Annotated in this window: 17 protein-coding genes and 1 pseudogene; 1 reads left to right on the top strand and 17 read right to left on the bottom strand. The window is 45.8% G+C overall.

The genetic code is table 11. The annotated features are described in order from the left end of the window. Position 1 precedes the first annotated feature (1 nt). From Tanf_RS07115 to sppA, 16 genes and pseudogenes are all read right to left on the bottom strand, one after another. Positions 2–1321 carry a DEAD/DEAH box helicase gene (locus Tanf_RS07115; protein WP_046825375.1) on the bottom strand — a complete coding sequence of 440 codons (1320 nt, stop codon included), beginning with the start codon at positions 1319–1321 and terminating at the stop codon, positions 2–4. A 238-nt stretch (positions 1322–1559) separates the two neighbouring features. Then, positions 1560–2372, bottom strand: a pseudogene (locus Tanf_RS07120) (transporter substrate-binding domain-containing protein); the annotation flags it as partial. 3 nt (positions 2373–2375) lie between these two features. After that, entirely contained in the window at positions 2376–4550 is a 2175-nt protein-coding gene (locus Tanf_RS07125) for a putative porin (RefSeq protein ID WP_306766685.1), read from the bottom strand. Further along, on the bottom strand, positions 4547–5089 hold the full coding sequence (locus Tanf_RS07130; RefSeq protein ID WP_014225949.1) for a 2-oxoacid:ferredoxin oxidoreductase subunit gamma family protein: 543 nt from the start codon (positions 5087–5089) through the stop codon (positions 4547–4549). The genes Tanf_RS07125 and Tanf_RS07130 overlap by 4 nt, the downstream gene beginning before the upstream one ends. A 20-nt stretch (positions 5090–5109) precedes the next feature. Next, positions 5110–5871, bottom strand: a complete 762-nt coding sequence (locus Tanf_RS07135) for a thiamine pyrophosphate-dependent enzyme (RefSeq protein WP_046825378.1) — start codon at positions 5869–5871, stop codon at positions 5110–5112. Between the two features lie 22 nt (positions 5872–5893). Further along, entirely contained in the window at positions 5894–6067 is a 174-nt protein-coding gene (locus tag Tanf_RS15270) for a hypothetical protein (RefSeq protein WP_169746457.1), read from the bottom strand. 11 nt (positions 6068–6078) lie between these two features. After that, positions 6079–7155 carry a 3-methyl-2-oxobutanoate dehydrogenase subunit VorB gene (locus Tanf_RS07140; protein ID WP_046825379.1) on the bottom strand — a complete coding sequence of 359 codons (1077 nt, stop codon included), beginning with the start codon at positions 7153–7155 and terminating at the stop codon, positions 6079–6081. 4 nt (positions 7156–7159) lie between these two features. Then, positions 7160–7390: a 4Fe-4S dicluster domain-containing protein gene (locus Tanf_RS07145; protein WP_014225953.1), complete on the bottom strand. Its 231-nt coding sequence runs from the start codon at positions 7388–7390 to the stop codon at positions 7160–7162. A gap of 59 nt (positions 7391–7449) precedes the next feature. Beyond that, positions 7450–7821, bottom strand: a complete 372-nt coding sequence (locus Tanf_RS15080; protein WP_157755319.1) for a DUF2752 domain-containing protein — start codon at positions 7819–7821, stop codon at positions 7450–7452. 90 nt (positions 7822–7911) lie between these two features. Next, the gene (locus tag Tanf_RS14270; protein ID WP_014225955.1) at positions 7912–8466 is read right to left on the bottom strand and encodes a CD225/dispanin family protein; all 555 of its coding nucleotides are present in this window, start codon (positions 8464–8466) and stop codon (positions 7912–7914) included. Positions 8467–8651: 185 nt separating this feature from the next. Beyond that, the gene (locus Tanf_RS07160) at positions 8652–9584 is read right to left on the bottom strand and encodes a DUF368 domain-containing protein (RefSeq protein WP_046825380.1); all 933 of its coding nucleotides are present in this window, start codon (positions 9582–9584) and stop codon (positions 8652–8654) included. Between the two features lie 4 nt (positions 9585–9588). Beyond that, complete coding sequence (locus Tanf_RS07165; RefSeq protein WP_157755320.1) at positions 9589–10671, bottom strand: tetratricopeptide repeat protein; 1083 nt, start codon at positions 10669–10671, stop codon at positions 9589–9591. 66 nt (positions 10672–10737) lie between these two features. Continuing rightward, entirely contained in the window at positions 10738–12450 is a 1713-nt protein-coding gene (locus Tanf_RS07170) for a glutamine--tRNA ligase/YqeY domain fusion protein (protein ID WP_046825381.1), read from the bottom strand. A gap of 218 nt (positions 12451–12668) precedes the next feature. Beyond that, positions 12669–13709: a thiamine-phosphate kinase gene (gene thiL / locus Tanf_RS07175; RefSeq protein WP_087879740.1), complete on the bottom strand. Its 1041-nt coding sequence runs from the start codon at positions 13707–13709 to the stop codon at positions 12669–12671. A gap of 11 nt (positions 13710–13720) precedes the next feature. Beyond that, complete coding sequence (lpxK, locus tag Tanf_RS07180) at positions 13721–14821, bottom strand: tetraacyldisaccharide 4'-kinase (protein ID WP_014225961.1); 1101 nt, start codon at positions 14819–14821, stop codon at positions 13721–13723. 18 nt (positions 14822–14839) lie between these two features. Then, positions 14840–16618, bottom strand: a complete 1779-nt coding sequence (gene sppA / locus Tanf_RS07185) for a signal peptide peptidase SppA (protein ID WP_046825383.1) — start codon at positions 16616–16618, stop codon at positions 14840–14842. A gap of 259 nt (positions 16619–16877) precedes the next feature. On the opposite strand from sppA, the gene Tanf_RS07190 reads away from it, so the two are divergent. After that, on the top strand, positions 16878–18227 hold the full coding sequence (locus Tanf_RS07190; RefSeq protein WP_046825384.1) for an MATE family efflux transporter: 1350 nt from the start codon (positions 16878–16880) through the stop codon (positions 18225–18227). 6 nt (positions 18228–18233) lie between these two features. Here the strand turns inward: Tanf_RS07190 and Tanf_RS07195 are convergent, their stop codons facing one another. Further along, complete coding sequence (locus tag Tanf_RS07195; RefSeq protein ID WP_046825385.1) at positions 18234–18476, bottom strand: hypothetical protein; 243 nt, start codon at positions 18474–18476, stop codon at positions 18234–18236. Between the last annotated feature and the right edge of the window lie 126 nt (positions 18477–18602).

An 18602-nucleotide genomic window follows, 5' to 3' on the forward strand; every position in this document is an offset into this window, starting at 1 on the left:
GTTATCCGTTCGGTCGGTTTTGTGAAGGTTTGTTTCGTCGTCGATTACCTTTCGGACGTGATGACAAGTTGCCTTGCTGTTGCCCTCCGCTTTTCCGATGGCGATTGCCTTGTGATGACTGTCCGCCTCGACTACGCGAACGGGAACGTGAACGGCTGTATTTCTCAGGCTCGTATGCAGGCGCTTCTCCTAAATCGGCATCAAGTGGGATCTTATAAATTTCTTTCTCCAAAAATGTCTCGATCTCTTTGAATTTCGCTTGCTCCTGCTGTGATACAAACGTGATCGCCAACCCTTTACCGTCTGTTCCCCGAGCCGTACGCCCGATACGGTGTACGTAATCTTCAGGGTCATTGGGTATATCATAATTGATGACAAGTGTAATGTCATTGATATCGATACCGCGTGCAACAACATCCGTAGCTACAAGTACTCCGATACGACCGTTCCTGAATTCTTTCATCACCTGCTCACGCTCGCTTTGCTCCAGGTCGGAATGCATTGCCGCAACGTTGAATTGAAGCCGTTTGAGCGCCGTGGTCAACTCCTTGACTTTCATCTTGGACGATGAAAAGATAATGACGCGTTCAGGCTGTTTTTTTGAGAACAATTGCTTAATAATCGGCATCTTATGTGCTTCGTAGCAGATGTATGCCGTCTGCATGATGGAGGCGGGCGGCTTGGAAATGGCAATTTTGATCTCTTCCGGTTCTTTGAGGATGTTCTGAGCTAAGGTCCGGATTTTAGGAGGCATCGTAGCCGAAAACATAATAATTTGACAATCATGCGGAAGTTTCTTATAAATCTGCATAATGTCATCGTAAAATCCCATATCGAGCATCCGGTCTGCTTCATCGAGAACAAAGAATGACGTCTGCGACAAGTCGACACTCCCCATATTCAAATGGCTGATAAGACGTCCGGGGGTTGCAATCACAATATCGCTTCCCATCTGTAGACCGCGCTCCTGTTGGGCATAGACAATACCGTCGGTTCCCCCATAAACGGCCACAGCCGATACAGGAACAAAGTAGGTAAAACCATCGATTTGCTGATCGATCTGCTGTACCAGCTCACGGGTAGGTACCATTATAACCGCATTGACGGCATCCTGCGGATAGTTTCCATCATTCAGCTTACTGATGATGGGCAGCACATAAGCGGCTGTTTTTCCGGTACCTGTCTGGGCACATCCGATAATGTCTTTTCCTTCCAATATCGGAGGGATGGAAAGTTCTTGTATGGGAGTCATTTCCTGGAAGTTCATAGCCTCCAGACCATCCAATACGGCATCACCAAGGTTCAGTTCGTCAAATCTCATCTTGTTCTGTTAATCAATATGAATATGTTTGATCAAATAATTGTTTGTTCGGTTGTTCTTCTTCTGCCGGAGACACCGGAGTCGCGGGATACGTTGTGCTCTCTTCTTCCGATACCGGCTTGAGCGTTTCATGAGGCATGCCTTCTACTGTTCCAACAGATTCTTTCGCATGACTGCTGTCTGTCGTTGAAATGGGTACTGGAGTGCGCATTTTCGTTGTCGCCGGCGAGATGACATGATAATACTTCCGATAGATCTTATCAAATGTTCCGTCTTTTTTCATCCGCGCAAACCAGTAGTTCAGACTGTCCAATAAGTCCGGTGAATACTTACGAACAGCCCATGATTGCAACTGAGTAAAACTGATGTCGGTATCGATATCGATTTCGGGATATTGTTTCTTCGACAGACGGGCAATCTGTTGATCGCAAACCGCATAATCGATATCTCCTTTGGCTACCATAATGATCAACTGTTCGGAAGAATAAAGCGGTTCTTCGACGATATGAATCGTATCGGCAATCTCGTATTGAAGATTTTGCAGACGCAAAATGGCGGGTGAGTTTTGGGGTACGTACAATATCTTTTTGGCCAGCTCCAACTGGTTGCGAAGCGGCTTTATTCCCTGATTGCTTCCGGCTTCACGTTGCACCAACACCTGTTTATTCAATACGATCGGTTCGACAAACAAATAATGTTTCTTCAGTTCGGTTGTCGTAGGAATATTACGGGCGATGACATCATACCGATTGTTTTCCAAACCTTCAAAGCTCTTATCAAGACTCATTTCAAGATGTATCTCGACTTCCAATCCCGAATATTCGGCCAGTTTCCTGCATAATTCATACTGAAATCCCTGCAAGGTATCGCCCGACATGAAATAGCCGGATTGGTTGTATTCCGTAACAATACGCAGCACACCGTCCTGTTTGATTTCATAGTAATCGCGAGGTGAAATATTGAACTTCATGCGAAGTATCAAACTCCCCATAATCGCTAATACGATAAGCAACAGGATTATATAGATAATGAGTAATTTGCGTGAGAACATACGTCAATTATTAAACTTTACGGCTACCCCCAACTTAACAACCATAGGATTGATCGGATAATGAGGCATTGAAAAATAATTCGGAGACGCAAATAATTTGCTTATGTTATATCCTGTTACAAAGAATCTTGCCTGTTTGAGATGAAAATTAACATAAGCATTCACTAACGGATAATTACCGATTTTAATGTTATCCTGATTGATGAACTGTTGCGTAGCCGGCTCATAATATGGAGCGTAATATTCGGTAAAATAATGCACATCGGCTCCCATCTGTACCATCAGAACCTTCGCAAGCCGAACCGTTACATACATATTCGAATAAAGCGAAAGTTGAGGCAAAGCCAAGACCTGCTTATTACTACTGGTCTGATAGACGAGTTCGTTATCCCATCCAAAAGCCTTGAATCGAAAGTCTTGTCGTAGACGCGCAGTAATCACCTGCAGATTGCTCCCGAATTGTTCAGGAAGACCTTGTTTGTTGAAGAAAATATGATTCTGAATGCTTTCAACTCCAGCCGACAAACGTGTGCGTGTTTGTTCCCAACCCACAGTTCCCCCTACATAGACACGCTGTGTATTCTTCAGATCCTTGTCCCAAAAGAAATAACGACTGCTGTAATGACGTTGGAAAAACGCAGGACGCAAATTTTTGATGTATCCGTCTGCCTGAATAGAAGCCTCTTTTTTAAAGAGTCGAAACCGTGTTTTGACAAGTCCCGTCAAGCGAAACTCTCCGATATCATCACCTAACACGCAGAGTTCACCGCGTCCTTGATAGGTGAGAAGACTTCCACGTCGTTTAGAGAGTTCGGCACCTAAAAAAGTAGCATATTCATCGTACTTTTGCATGTTGCGGATAGCTCCTTTAGCTGAGTCTCCGGGCATTTTGAAGTTTCTTTTCTCAAAACTGACAAAAGCCGTCAGACCAAATTTAGCCCAATCCTGAAATCCCTCACGCAACGAAAGAGCGACCGTATTTTTCAAATTCCATGCCGACGAAACATCATTGGGGACACGTCCGACCGTATCGTAGTGGTTCACGTAGCACGTATCAATCCCCATATCTTTGGAAATAAATCGTCTGCGGAAATCTTCATATTCGACGGTATGAATAACGCTGGCCACAGGCACGAAGACTTCGTTGGCATGAATATCTTCTGCTTCCTCCTGCTCTTCAGGACGACCGGTTGAGTTTTTCTCTTCCTCTTCCTGTTTCTTCAACGCTTCACGTTGAGCGTCTTTCTCTTGTTTTCGTTTGGCTTCGCTCTCAGTCATCTCACGGTAAAATCCCAAATTATAACGGTGCGTAAGGAAAACGTTTTTACCACGGATACGATTCCATGTATTTGTAAACCGTGTCGGATACGATTTGCTGTCGACCCCGCGACGCCCGTCTTCAAAATCATCCGGCGATGTAATATACCGGTCATCTGTCAATCCGCCATTTTCATTTTGGATGAAATTAAAATTACGGAGATGTATGTGTGCCTCATAACGGTCCGATAAGTAGTTTCCGAACAATCTATAACTGAGCAGTTTGTTATTATTCGACGTATATTGTCCCCGACTGTAGATATAATTAAAATCTACACCGGCATTGATTTTTTTTCCGAAATTGCTTGTTAACACGCCTTTCAGCTGTTCTTCACGTTTGGTAGAACCACCGGCACGTGTATATAGGATATGTGTATATGGTACCTTAACATCATAGAAATATCCGTTGGAAGGAGTAATTATATCTCCGTCGAAAACATCTGCAAAGATAAAATCGCGTTCTTCTTTTCGCTCGCTGAAGATGCGACTCTGCCAGGGTGATCCGATATTTCCGGTATAGGCGCCGGCTATTCCTCTCCCTTCCATTAACGTGCTGTTTGCCGTATTCAGACGATTCGTATCCATCGGAGCAAGAATCCGATCTCCCAGTTTCTCGGTCAAGTGATAGCCATTGATGCGTCTGATGCCGATATGGGCGCTATCGGGAACGAGTAAACTGTCCGGAAGTTGTGCCGCGTTACGTGCCGTAAGAGAGAATCCCCCCCTGCGGCCGCTGCTGCGCGATCGCTCTTGTGCGAATATGGTCGTTACACACAGCAGGCATAACAATAAACCATATAGCCCGTGTCTCAAATCGAGGCACAGGTACAGGATGGAATAGACACAATGCCTTCGATTCACACCTTTTGGATGAGTTCCATACCTTTTTTGATGGCGGCTTCATTGGCCGGAATCAAAGTATGATGTCGTTCGGGAAGCGTCTTTTTCAGACCGAGAAGCACGCTTTCCAGTTTTACCATCGGAACGACTTTGAGGAGCCCGCCCAACACGATCATGTTGAACGTCTTTTGCATATTTAGTTCCGTAGCCGTATCCATCGCATCAATACGGTACACATTGATATCCGTGCGTGTGACCGGCTTATGAATTCCATATCCGTCATAAATAAGAATGCCGCCTTTCTTCACTTTCGATTGGAATTTATCCATCGAAGGTTGGTTCAGAATCACGGCAATATCGTATTCGTTCAATATGGGGGAACTGATTCGTTCGTCGTTCAGGATCACGGTCACATTGGCTGTTCCGCCACGTTGTTCCGGACCATAGGAAGGCATCCAAGTTACTTCTTTATTTTCCATGAGTCCCGAATAAGCGAGAATTTTTCCCATCGATAACACACCTTGTCCGCCAAAACCTGCTATAATTATTTCGTATTGCATATCTTGTCTGCTACTAATTGTTATACATTTTTCAAGTCTCCCAAGGGATAGAAGGGGAGCATGTGTTCTTCCATCCATTTGTTCGACTCAACCGGTGTCTTTTTCCATCCGGAAGAACAGGTGGAAACAAACTCTACCACCGATGTACCTTTGCGAGCCATGGAGTTTTCAAAAGCTAACCGCAGCATCTTTTTTGCTTTCTTGGCAGCTGCCGGGGTCTGTACACTTTGACGGGTAACTAAACACGTCCCATCCAATTGCGCCAGTATATTGCCGATTCGTAGAGGATATCCGTTCAGTTCCACGTCACGGCCATGAGGACAGGTAGCCGTAGGCATTCCAACCAAAGTTGTCGGAGCCATCTGTCCGCCCGTCATACCATAAATGGCATTATTTACAAAAATAATCACGATATTTTCCCCGCGATTAGCGGCATGAATTGTCTCAGCTGTTCCGATGGCTGCCAAGTCGCCGTCACCTTGATACGTAAAGACCATCTTATCGGGGTTCACTCGCTTTACGGCCGTAGCAACCGCCGGTGCACGTCCGTGGGCTGCTTCAATCCAGTCGATATCGATATAGTTGTAAGCAAATACTGCACATCCGACAGGTGAGATGCCGATCGTCTTTTCTTCCATTCCCATCTCCTCGGATACTTCGGCGATCAGTTTATGGATAACGCCATGACTGCATCCCGGGCAATAATGCATGGAGTTATCATTCATCAATTTGGGCTTTTTGTAGACCAAATTTTCAGGTTTAATTATTTCTATTGTTTCCATTTTTGAATATTCCGTAAGTTTTTTAACCCAAAAATCTCATAAGATATTGTACTATGCGTAAAAGAATAGCGATTCCTCCACATATCAGGAACGGCAAATGACTATCTTTCACGGTAAAATAGAGGAAGCCGGCTACAATCGTCAACACCATAAACAGCAGGGTAAACAGTTCGTCTAATCGGTCTCCTCGTTTCATTACTTGCTAAATTACATCAGTTTCTCTTCAACGGCTCTCAGAATTTCGTCCGGAGTGAAAACGATGCCACCCAACCGGCCGAAATGCTCGACTTTGACACGTCCGTTCACCGCTAAACGTACATCTTCGACCATCTGTCCGGCATTCAGCTCTACGGAAAGCATCCCTTTCACTTTATCGGCATAACGGGCAATCACCTGAGTAGGGAACGGCCACAAAGTAATCGGACGGATCAGACCGAGTTTCAATCCTTGACCACGTGCTATTTCAATCGCTTTCTGGCAGATTCGTGCCGATGAGCCGAATGCTATCAACAGATACTCCGCATCTTCGCATTTATATTCTTCATAGCGTACTTCGTTTTTCTCTATCCGGCTGTATTTTTCCTGAAAGTGTAAGTTCTTTTTTTCCATGATGACCGGATCCAACTCCAAAGAAGTAATGATATTGGGTTTGCGACCGCCTGTTTTTCCGGTAGCTGCCCAAGGTGATTCTTTCGCAATCTCTGCCTCCGTTTTTCGCGGACGGAACGGGGGAAGCACCACTTTTTCCATCAACTGGCCAATCATACCGTCGGTAATGATAATCGCCGGCGTTTGATATTTGAATGCAAGATCGAAACCGAGTCCGACAAAATCGGCCGTTTCCTGTACCGACGAAGGGGCAAGAGCAATCAACCGGTAGTCGCCGTGGCCTCCACCTTTCACTGTCTGAAAATAGTCGGCCTGACTCGGCTGGATCGTTCCCAGTCCGGGGCCTCCACGCATTACATTTACAATCAGGCAAGGGAGATCCGATCCGGCAATGTAGGAAACACCTTCCTGCATCAAGCTCATACCCGGGCTGGACGATGAGGTCATGACTCGTTTACCTGTTGCGGCTCCTCCGTAAACCATATTAATTGAGGCAACTTCACTTTCGGCTTGGAGTACCACCATACCCGTCGTTTCCCACGGTCTTTCTTCCATCAGTGTTTCCATGACTTCCGACTGAGGAGTAATTGGATAACCAAAATATCCGTCTGTTCCATAACGAATCGCTGCATGGGCCAACGCTTCGTTCCCTTTCATAAGTCTTACTTCTTCCATCGTGTTAATCCAGTTTTTTTCGATAGACAGTTAAACATCCGTCCGGACAAACCCATCCGCAATTTGCACAACCGATGCAGGCGTCCGACTCTTTCATGTAAACATAGTGATAGCCTTTGTTATTGACCTCCCGCGGATGCAACTCCAGCACATTGCAAGGACAGGCTACGACACATAAGTTGCAGCCCTTACACCGTTCTGTGTTGACCACTACCATTCCTTTTACTTTTGCCATAAATCCTTTATTTTTATCTACTGGAATGCAAAACTACGAAAAAAAGAATAAAAAGCAAGTTAGAAGTTGAAAATATTGCGAGCGACGAAAAAAATCATCGCGATGGCAAAAAACATCCAGATATAAAGGTTTTTCTGCACTTTTAAAATCAGCGTACTATACGGATTAAAGAGTTGATAGATGCGAACACCCACCAACAGGATCACATACGGTATTGAAAGTAGAAGCAGGGGATTATAAGAAAAGGCGGTTTTTATGTCGGCATGAAGCAAAGCGTGAAGAGCCCGTTGCGAGCCGCACCCCGGACATTTCATTCCGGTGAGCATCAAAAACGGGCATTTGGGAAAAAGAGGGGAGCTGCTTGGATGAATGTGTGAATAGACATAGATTGCGATCAGGAAAACCAGAAAGAAGAAAATCCGGAAGATCATTTTATATCGAGGAACACGATACATGGTGTATGTATGATAAAGCCAATGGATGCGAAGCCTTCGTTTTGAAGAACTCCGCACATCCATAATTTACAGATCACCACTCATCGCAGCACCTACTCCGATGATAATAATGAATATAAGATAAAGGACCCATAGTACTCCCGCAACGATAGCACTCCAGATCGCCCATTTTTTTGCATCTTTCGAGGCCTTTTCCGCACCGGCATAGTCTCCGGCCGTATAAGCAGAGTTTACTTTCGTGGAATAGATGATCGATACAATACCTAACGGCATACAGCAAAGAACGGTAGAGAGAATTGCCCACACCAAATAATTCTCCGGCATCGGAGGGGCAGTCGTGTTCGAATTGCCGAAAGTGCCGCTGGTGGTCGAATAATTTGCGTTCTGTGAAATGTTCGTGTTATATTTCGGCTCTTTCTGATCATAATTCGAAGAAGTCGACCTCTCTTCTGCTACGGCAAACATGTCTTGTAATTCCGGCAATGTACGTGCCGCCACCCAATCCGGTAACGAACTGTTCCAAACCAAGGTGTCCGGATTAATCGGAGCGCTTTTCAAAGCGTCCAATGAGAAAGGACCTGTTTTGGTGTCCCCATTCAAATAGTAGTACTCTTTGTCCATTTTTAATTTTGTTTTTATAGTTAAGTAATATGTTTCCCAAAATCAACGATGATTTTGAGCGTACAAAAATACAGAAATTTACCGTACTACCCATGCATCGTTCAAGAATCCTGTAAAATTATTCCGAAAAAAAAAGAAAAAGCTTTTTTTTATACATGCGTTGAAGAAATTCGGAAAAACACACATCAGGTTTTCGGTGTCTCCGTTTTTTCCTTTTTGTTTTTTTGCGAAAGTCGTTCCAGCAGATATACGATGGCAAATCCCGCGAAAGCGAGTCCGATGGCTTCCCATAGCTGACGGTCGGGTAAAATATTCGTTTCGATTAATGGCTTGGCTACCCCGTGACGATCGATGTACGTCTCGATCGTCTCTTTCCACGGCCACACTTTATTCAATGAACCTAACATAAAGCCGCTCAGAATAGCGATGGTGATATCGTGAAAACGATGCAACGCATAAGAAAGTGCACGTGAGAACAACGAAATTCCGATCACGGATCCTCCGGCAAAAACCAATAAAACACTTATCCTAAGTGATTTGACAGCATCCATGATAAAGAAATATTTTCCCAGCAAAACCAAAATAAAGCTACCCGATATGCCGGGAAGAATCATCGCACAAATGGCGATGGCGCCACAGAGAAAGATGAACCATAGATCATTTGAAGTTTCGGCAGGTGTAGTGATGGTTATTGCATATGCTGCTACGGCGCCCGCTGCAAATGCGATCACCGTTTTTGCATTCCATTGAGTGACCTCCCGCGAAACAAACCAGATCGACGCCAGCACCAATCCGAAAAAGAAAGACCAAACCAGAACCGGCTCCTGTACCAGCAAATAAGTAATCAGTTTAGCCAGAGAGAAAACGCTGAGTCCGATACCGGAGAGGATGGCCAGCAGAAAGTTTCCGTTGACGGCTTTCCAAAAGCGACTGAATTTCAGGGAGCAAAGCATTTTCAACGAAGTTAAATTGATGCTCTTAATCGAATCAATAAGTTCTTCGTATATCCCGACGATAAAGGCGATTGTCCCTCCTGAAACACCCGGTACCACATCGGCTGCCCCCATACCGATGCCTTTGAGCGTCAGCAGGGCATAATCTTTAAATGTGCGATTCATATCTTTAATTCAGATGATGTTTGTTCTTTACGAATTCCGCCGACAATTCGTCGGGAGGCAAAAGGAAAGGCTTTTGCAGACGTATATCTTGTGCATGCAGAAAATAAGTGTCCGGAGGCTGTTCGTTTTCCTGCATTTTTTGGGCGGCAAAAAACATTTTATAGATATACTCAGCCACCTTATCGCTCCTTTGATCCATTTGCGAGGAAATGTGGTGATTGGTTTTATACCGTGCTACTTGCGAGAGTATTTCCGACTTTCCAAGCAACTTATTAAATAAAGTATAGGCGCGTTTGAAATCGTCTGCTTTCAGGTAGCATTCCGCCAGGATCGGTTCGATATGGTCGGTGATATCTTTTTTGTCCGAGAGCAAATCCAAGTAGGCTTCGATTGCTTTCTCGTAATTTTCATTCATGAAGAGGCAATAAGCGCGTAATAATCTGACTTCTACATCATCTTCGTTGCAAGTAAGTGCAAAATCGAAAGAATGGATGGCTTCTTCATATTGTCCGAGATTGGAGAGTAAGCGTCCCTGTATATACCAATAATCTGCATTGTAGGGGTTTATATCGATCAACTCCCTGCATATTTGCAGGGCTTGTTGCAAATTCCCCGTCATTTCTTCATGATAACAAAGCTCCTCTTTAAGGACGATACTGTCAGGGAAGAGCTGAATCGCATGTTTGACAAGTCGGGAGGCCTCCTCATTTTTACCGACCTCACTCAGGAGAGGAGTAAGGTCTTCGTAGATCATTCTTAACTCTTCATCTACGGGATGTTGCTCAAGGAGTGCATCTGCCTCGTGATGGAGATCCATGACGTACAGACACTGCATTTTGAGCAGCAAAAGTTCAGGATCGTCATCATCACCGATACTTTTTATGCGTTCCAACGCTTCGGCATATTTTTCCCGATAAATATAAGCCTTACATTCTTTGATTTTGATGCCAATATTTTCAGGATGCAGCTTTAATCCCAGCTCAAGCGCCCGAATAAATTCGTCAAAATCATTCTCATCCTCGAAATATTCAAGTAGTTGAATGATTTCGTCTGCATCGAAATAAGCTTCCGTGCCTTTTTCGTGCATCTCTTTATATCGTTCCAATAAGGTCATGCGTCCCCAAAAATGAGTATGGATAGATTGTCTTTTTTATCAGCTGTTTACTTTTTTGCTCCATGTATCTTTCAACGACACCGTGCGATTGAAGATCAGTTTGCCATCACGACTGTCCGGATCGAGATTGAAGTATCCGATGCGCTGAAACTGAAAGTGATCATAAGGTTTGGCCTGTGCCAACTCTTCCTCTACGAAACAGTGGGTCAACACTTGCAACGAATCGGGATTGAGCAGTTCATGAAAATCTTTTTCTTTTTCTTCGGCCGGATTTTCTACGTTAAACAGACGGTCGTAAAGACGCACCTCGGCAGGTAACGCACGGGCGGCAGATACCCAGTGTATCGTACCTTTTACTTTTCTGTTGCTGTCGGGCATTCCGGTTTTCGTCTTCGGATCGTATTCGGCGTAAACTTCTTCCACTTCGCCGTCCGCATTCTTCTTACATCCCGTACATTTCACGATGTATGCACACCGCAGACGTACTTCCTGCCCCGGGGTCAGACGATAGTATTTTCTGTGCGCTTCTTCCATAAAATCATCCCGCTCGATATACAGTTCGCGCGAGAAAGCAATCTCATGAGTTCCGTCTGCGGGGTTCTCCGGATTGTTGACCGAAGTCATCATCTCCACCTGTCCTTCGGGATAGTTGGTGATGATCAGCTTGACGGGGCGGAGTACTGCGGCAACACGCCGTGCCGTAGCGTTCAGGTCTTCGCGTACAGCATGTTCGAGCAACGCTACGTCAATGATGCCGTCGTATTTCGTATAACCGATCAGATGGATGAAACGGCGAATGGAGGAGGGAGTGAAACCTCGGCGACGGTAGCCGCAGATCGTCGGCATGCGCGGGTCATCCCAGCCGTTTACTAACTTTTCTTTTACCAACTGAAGCAGTTTGCGCTTGCTCATCACGGTATAAGTCAGGTTCAGACGATTGAACTCCGTTTGTCGCGGACGGTAATCGCCGTCTTTTCCGCATTCACTGTCGATCAGCAAGTCGATAAAATAATCGTATAGCGGCCGGTGTACTTCAAATTCGAGCGTACAGAGCGAATGGGTTACCCCTTCAAAATAGTCGCTTTGTCCGTGGGCGAAGTCGTACATCGGATAGACATTCCATGTTCTTCCTGTCCGGTGATGGGGCGTCTTAATGATTCGATAGATGATGGGATCGCGGAAGTGCATATTGGGCGAAGCCATATCGATCTTGGCCCGTAAGGTCATAGCACCTTCCTCAAAATCTCCGCGATTCATGCGGAGAAAAATATCTAAACTTTCTTCTGTCGGACGATTACGATAAGGACTGTCCGTACCGGCCTGCGTCGGTGTTCCTTTTTGTGCGGCAATGGCCTCCGCACTTTGCTCGTCGACGTATGCTTTCCCTTTTTGAATCAGTGAAACAGCAAAGTCGAAGAGTTGTTGAAAGTAATCCGAAGCATAAAAGATGTTTTCCCACCGAAAGCCCAGCCAGCGGATATCTTCCTGAATCGAATCGACGTACTCTACATCTTCTTTCGTGGGGTTCGTATCGTCAAAGCGCAGGTTGCACACGCCCCGATATTTTTCGGCGATGCCAAAATCAAGGCAGATGGCTTTGGCATGTCCGATATGCAGGTAACCGTTCGGTTCGGGCGGAAAACGCGTTTGAACCCGTCCATTGTTTTTTCTTTCGGACAAGTCTTTTTCGATGATTTGTTCGATGAAATTCAGGCTTTTTTTATTTTCTTCCAAAGGTGTATTTTCTGCCATTGCTGTTGATTTTTGATATCTTTTACGCTGCAAAGATAAAGATTAGCGCCTAATGTACAATGGTCTTTGGAATGAAGTTATCAACAGAGAAACATGTTTATTGCAGATGAAAAACCTTTTATCTGCTTTCATGAAGTCAAACAATCATGGAGTGTTGAGGTTCCGGTGTCGGAAACAAGTTGCAGGAAGTCGTCTTTAAGGCATGCAAAAAAAAAAAATCACGGACGCTCTTCGGTAAACGACTGCCATCCCTGAGCTTTTAACGCAACCTCACCGCCGTCGCGCCCGACAAGACAATTTCCGAATGCGGCCTTCGTAATATGTCCGATGATTTTAATTCCTTTCAAAGCCTGCACCTGATCATGGTAAGACAACGGCACGGTGAAGACCAATTCGTAATCTTCGCCACCGTTCAATGCCGCCGTAACAAGATTCATATTAAATTCTTCAGCCATGACTGCCGTTTGATAATCGATTGGAATACGGTCTTCGTAAATGCGGCATCCCACTCCGCTTTGCGATGCGATGTGAAGCAGCTCGGACGATAGCCCGTCGGAAATATCCATCATGGCAGTGGGGACGATGCCTGCTTCGGCCAATATCGCGATCACGTCTTTGCGCGCTTCCGGCTTGAGTTGCCGCTCAAGGATATATTCCTTTCCACTGAAATCGGGTTGAAAATCTTTTTCACCTTGGAACACGTTTTTTTCGCGTTCGAGCAACTGCAACCCCATATAGGCAGCCCCCAAATCGCCCGAGACACATATCAGATCGGTCTCTTTTGCTCCGTCGCGATAAACGATTTTTCCCACTTCTCCTTCGCCGATACAAGTAAGACTTAATGCCAGTCCGGTCAATGACGAGGAGGTGTCTCCTCCTACCAGATCGACGCCATACACGTCGCAGGCAAGCATGATACCGGCATATAACTCTTCCAGGTCTTCTACCGCAAAGCGCTTGGATATGCCGACCGACACGGTCATTTGTTTCGGCTGTCCGTTCATCGCATAAATATCGGAAAAATTCACCACGGCCGCTTTATAACCTAAATGCTTCAAAGGAGTATAAGTAAGGTCGAAATGTACACCTTCCAGCAACAAATCGGTCGTGATGAGCGTCTGCTTGTCTCGGTAGTCAAGTACGGCCGCATCGTCGCCCACACCTTTCAGTGTGCTCTTGTTCCTTAGCGTGACAGCGTTTGTCAGATGGCGGATCAGACCGAATTCTCCCAATGTGGCGATTTCCGTTCGTTGCATGATTATGCGCTTTTTTATTGTCTTAAAACACGACTGCTTTCCATCGTGGAGATATGCTTCAAGATCGGTTCGTCGAATAAATTCCCCTTGTCGAACAGGAAAGAGACCTCAATCGGTACATAATACATGTGCGAATGCCATTCGAGCGGGAAATACGGATTGTTCCGAATGCGCACGGCGTCTTTCTCCGTACATACGATAAGTGCTTCGGAATTCATTTTTACGAATGAGGCGCTTATTTTTTTGACATCCTTTTTCTTGAAGTCATGATGATCGCCGAATGACATTACATTTACGTTCTGCGAGTGTTTCTTCATTTCTTCGATGAGTGGCGACGGATTGGCAACGCCTGTGAGCAGAAGCACTTCATCGTCTTTTCGAAGACTGCTTAAGGCTCGCGGGCCACATTCTTCCGGCCAGACCCCTTCCATTCGCAAATACGAGATGCCGGAAAAAAACACCTGTTGATGGGATTGCAGGTGCATATCGTCTTCCACGATCCGGCAATCGATAGGTTTTAATGTCGGATCACATTTACTGACCACAACAAAATCAGCCCGGTAGACACTGCTTGCCGGTTCGCGCAGCATGCCCACCGGAAATAATTTGTCTTTGTAAAACAAGTGATTATAATCCGTGACCAAAATCGATAACGACGGTTGCACATATCGATGCTGAAAGGCGTCATCGAGCAGGACGACCTGTGGTCGTTCGCTTTCGGTCATGGCCAACAAATGCTTCATCCCCCGGCGACGACTTTTGTCGACGGCCACGATAATCGAAGGATATTTACGTTTTATCTGGCAGGCTTCATCGCCTACCTCCTGACCGGTACAATGGTTGCCGGCCAAGACATACCCCGATGTCCGGCGCTTATACCCGCGACTGAGCACAGCCACCCGGTATTTTTTCGACAACAGACGTATCAGGTACTCGACCATCGGTGTCTTTCCCGCTCCTCCCATCGATAAGTTACCGATACAAATGACCGGAATCGCATATTGCTGCGAAGGCAACAAATTGATATGGAAGAAGAGGTTACGTATCCATACCACTATCCCATAGACCAGTGCAACAGGAAACCCGATATAATGCAGGCGATTTGATTTTGCCATTTTCGCTTCGCTCTTTTCCTACAACGGTTTCAGATCATAAGGTATACGTGCCTGAATACCGTATGTTGCTTTGACTTTCCGTAATGTTCTGAAATGCTCGTATTCGTCGCCCAGCATGTCTTTCACGACGGATTGCTTCACAATTTCGATCTGTTTCTCCAAAAGCTCCTTCAAAAAGTCGTGATCGGTCGATACTTCCATTATATTATAATTGTATATCTCGGCTAATTCACCCGCCAGCTCGACAGCGCGTTCAATACCGCCCAACTCGTCGACCAAGCCGATTTTAAGCGCCTGCTCTCCGGTCCACACACGCCCTTGCCCGATGCTGTCGATATCGGCTTTGCTCACGCCCCGCCCTTCGGCACATCGCGTCAGAAACGTATCATATCCACGCTCGATATAACCTTGTATCAACGCTTTTTCATCGTCCGTCATCGGGCGGGCGGGGTCGCCAAAGTCTGCGTATCTGTTGGTCTTGACTATATCGGTCGTTAACGCCAGCTTATTAAACAGTCCGGCTGTATTGGGAAACATCCCGAAAATTCCGATCGAGCCTGTCAGCGTATTCGGCTCGGCAATGATCTTGCTCGCACCGCTCGCAATATAATATCCTCCCGAAGCAGCCACGCTTCCCATAGAAACGACCACCGGTTTTTTCTTTTTCAATTCATACACCTGCTTCCAGATCTGTTCGGACGTATAAGCACTGCCACCCGGCGAATTGATGCGCAGCACCACCGCTTTCACATCCTTGTTATCGGCCAGTTTCCTCAGGTCGTCATTGATCTTTTCCGAAATACAGGGAAAATTACCGCTGTAAGGCGATGAAATAATCTGCTGCATGATCTCCCCTTCGGCATATACGATCGCAATCTTGTTACGATATTCCCGCTCGGTTTTCTTTACATTCTTCATGTTCGATAATCCGACGGTTTTCAGCTTGTCGCCCGTTTGACCGGATTGTTCGATCAAATATTTCTCCACTTCGCTGCGGTACTTCAGCTCATCGATTAATTTATACTCGACCGCTTTCTCCGGAGAAGCAAAAAACGCCCCTTCATCTGCAAAACGGTTTACATCCTCTACCGTGATATTCCGGCACTTTGCAATCCCTTTGGTGATGTTACCCCAAATGGAGTTTTGATACGAGGTAATCTGTTCGCGATTCGCATCGCTCAATTTATCTGCGATAAAAGGTTCGACGGCTCCTTTGTACGTGCCCACCTTAAAAACCATCATCTCTACCCCGATCTTTTGTAACAGGCCTTTATAGAACATCGTCCGGGAAGATAGACCGGTCAGTCCCAAAATTCCCTGTGGGTTAAGATAGATTTTATCAGCCACCGAAGCCAGATAATACCCTCCTTGAGTGTAGTTATCGGCATAGGCGACGATAAATTTCCCGCTTTCCTTAAAATCCATCAGCGCGCGGCGAACGGCATCGAGGCTGGCTGTCCCTCCGGAAAATACTCCCATGTCCAGATAAATCCCTCTGACCGATTCCTGTTCCTTGGCGTGATGAATCGATTTCAATAAATCTCTCAACGACAAATCCGGTTCCCTGCCCGTTAACAAATTAGTAAACGGATTTTCTTCCGCCGACTCGCGAATATCTCCTTCAAATGCAATTTTAAAGACACTGTTTTCCGCTTTGGGTGTATAAACCGCCTGAGAATTTGAACCCAGACCGGCCACCATGCCGATCATAAAAACAATGGCGATCATTCCTGCCAACATCAGCCCCACGAAGAAGCCCAATGTGGAAGCAAACATCATTTTGAAAAATTGTTTCATCTTTTTCTTTTTTTATTTCAAATTGCCGACAAATATACACAACTTATTTATCTTTCGACCGTCTTCTTCCAGATTTTTCCGGATTTTACGGACAAAATATTACAAGACGAAAATTTTACCGAAGCCCCGATTTATGATTGTGGATCATGATCTGCAAATGATTGAAAAATAAATTATAAAGAAATGTTTACCGGAGATGACAAGGTTTTGCACACCGAATTCATTACTTTTGCGACCTGACGTGAAAATAATAAAATAGATGTCTGTGCAAAAACCTCTTTCTGCATTAGAAACAGAACCCGTCGGTTCGTTACTGACAAAATATGCCCTTCCGGCGATTATTGCCATGACGGCTGTGTCGCTATATAATATGGTCGACAGCATTTTTATCGGCCGGGGGGTAGGAGCCATGGCCATTTCGGGACTGGCCATCACATTTCCGTTCATGAACATTGCTGCGGCTTTTGGAGCCTTGGTGGGGGTGGGCGCCAGCACGATCGTTTCCGTCAGGCTGGGACAAAAAAATTACGGTGCGGCACAACAGGTGCTGGGGAATGTAGTGTGCATGAATATCGTCATCGGGGGAGTGTTTACCCTTGTATCGCTCATTTTTATCGATCCGATTCTGTATTTTTTCGGCGCCGGCGAGCAGACGATCGGATATGCTCGCGATTACATCGTGATTATTCTCTCCGGAAATATCATTACGCATCTTTATCTGGGATTGAACAGCGTACTGCGCTCGTCAGGACACCCGATACAGGCTATGATGATGACGGTAACGACTGTGGTGCTGAATACGGCATTGGATCCGCTTTTTATCTTTGTTTTCGGATGGGGCATTCAGGGAGCAGCCGTCGCAACCGTACTTTCACAATGTGTAACACTGATGTGGCTGTTGATTCTTTTCAGTGACAAAAAACGTCTGTTACATTTTCGGAAAGGCATGCTCAAGCCACGCATCGGCATCATCAAAGACATACTGGCTATCGGTATGGCTCCTTTCCTGATGCATCTGGCTTCGTGTATGATTGTGATTCTGATCAATAACGGCCTGAAGCGATACGGCGGCGATTTGGCTATCGGAGCCTACGGCATCGTCAATCGTTTTGCATTTATGTTTCTCATGATTGTGATGGGGCTGAATCAGGGGATGCAGCCTATTGTGGGATATAATTACGGAGCGCGTCAAATTAACCGTGTGCAGAAAGCTTTTCGGTTGACGGTCTTTTTTGCAACCCTCGTCACAACGTTTGCGTTTTTGCTGGCGCAACTCAAACCCGAATGGATTGCCCGCGTCTTTACGACCGATGAAGAATTGATCCGCTTGTCGGTCTACGGGATGCGTATCTCCGTCATGGTTTTTCCGCTGATCGGGGCGCAGATGGTGATAACCCATTTTTTCCAGAGTATCGGTATGGCAAAGAAAGCCATCTTCTTATCCTTGATACGACAAGTGATCGTTTTAATTCCCTGCCTGCTGATCATGCCGAAACTTTTCGGCATAGCGGGAATATGGATGAGTATGCCTGTCTCGGATACGGTCTCCGCTCTCGTATCGATAGCGATGATTTACGTACAGCTCAGGAAATTCAAAGCCAAGCAGTGAAATCAACTACCTCTTATCCGTTTCCCACCGGATTCGCGAGCCGATAATTTGACCGATAACGGCCAGAGCGATGAAGAGCGGAATCGTAATGTCCGGCGTATCGAGCCAGATACGCAAAGGTATGACTAACGGAAGAGAGGCGTGTATGATGATCCACCACATCAAACTCATCTTGCGGTATCTGATGCGATACCGGCCCAAAAGAAGATTGACCGCCAAGGTGACCACAAATACGATCGCAATATTCATACGTTACGGATAAACCGCCGGCAAAGATACGATTTTTGTACTGCTTTCTCGGGTTTCGGCAGGCGAACGCGCTCTTTGCACAAGAAAAAGAAAAGCCGCAAGCAAAATCGTTCTTGATCCGTTTTG

The sequence above is a fragment of the Tannerella forsythia genome (assembly GCF_001006485.1).
In the GTDB taxonomy this organism is placed as follows: Bacteria; Bacteroidota; Bacteroidia; order Bacteroidales; family Tannerellaceae; genus Tannerella; species Tannerella forsythia.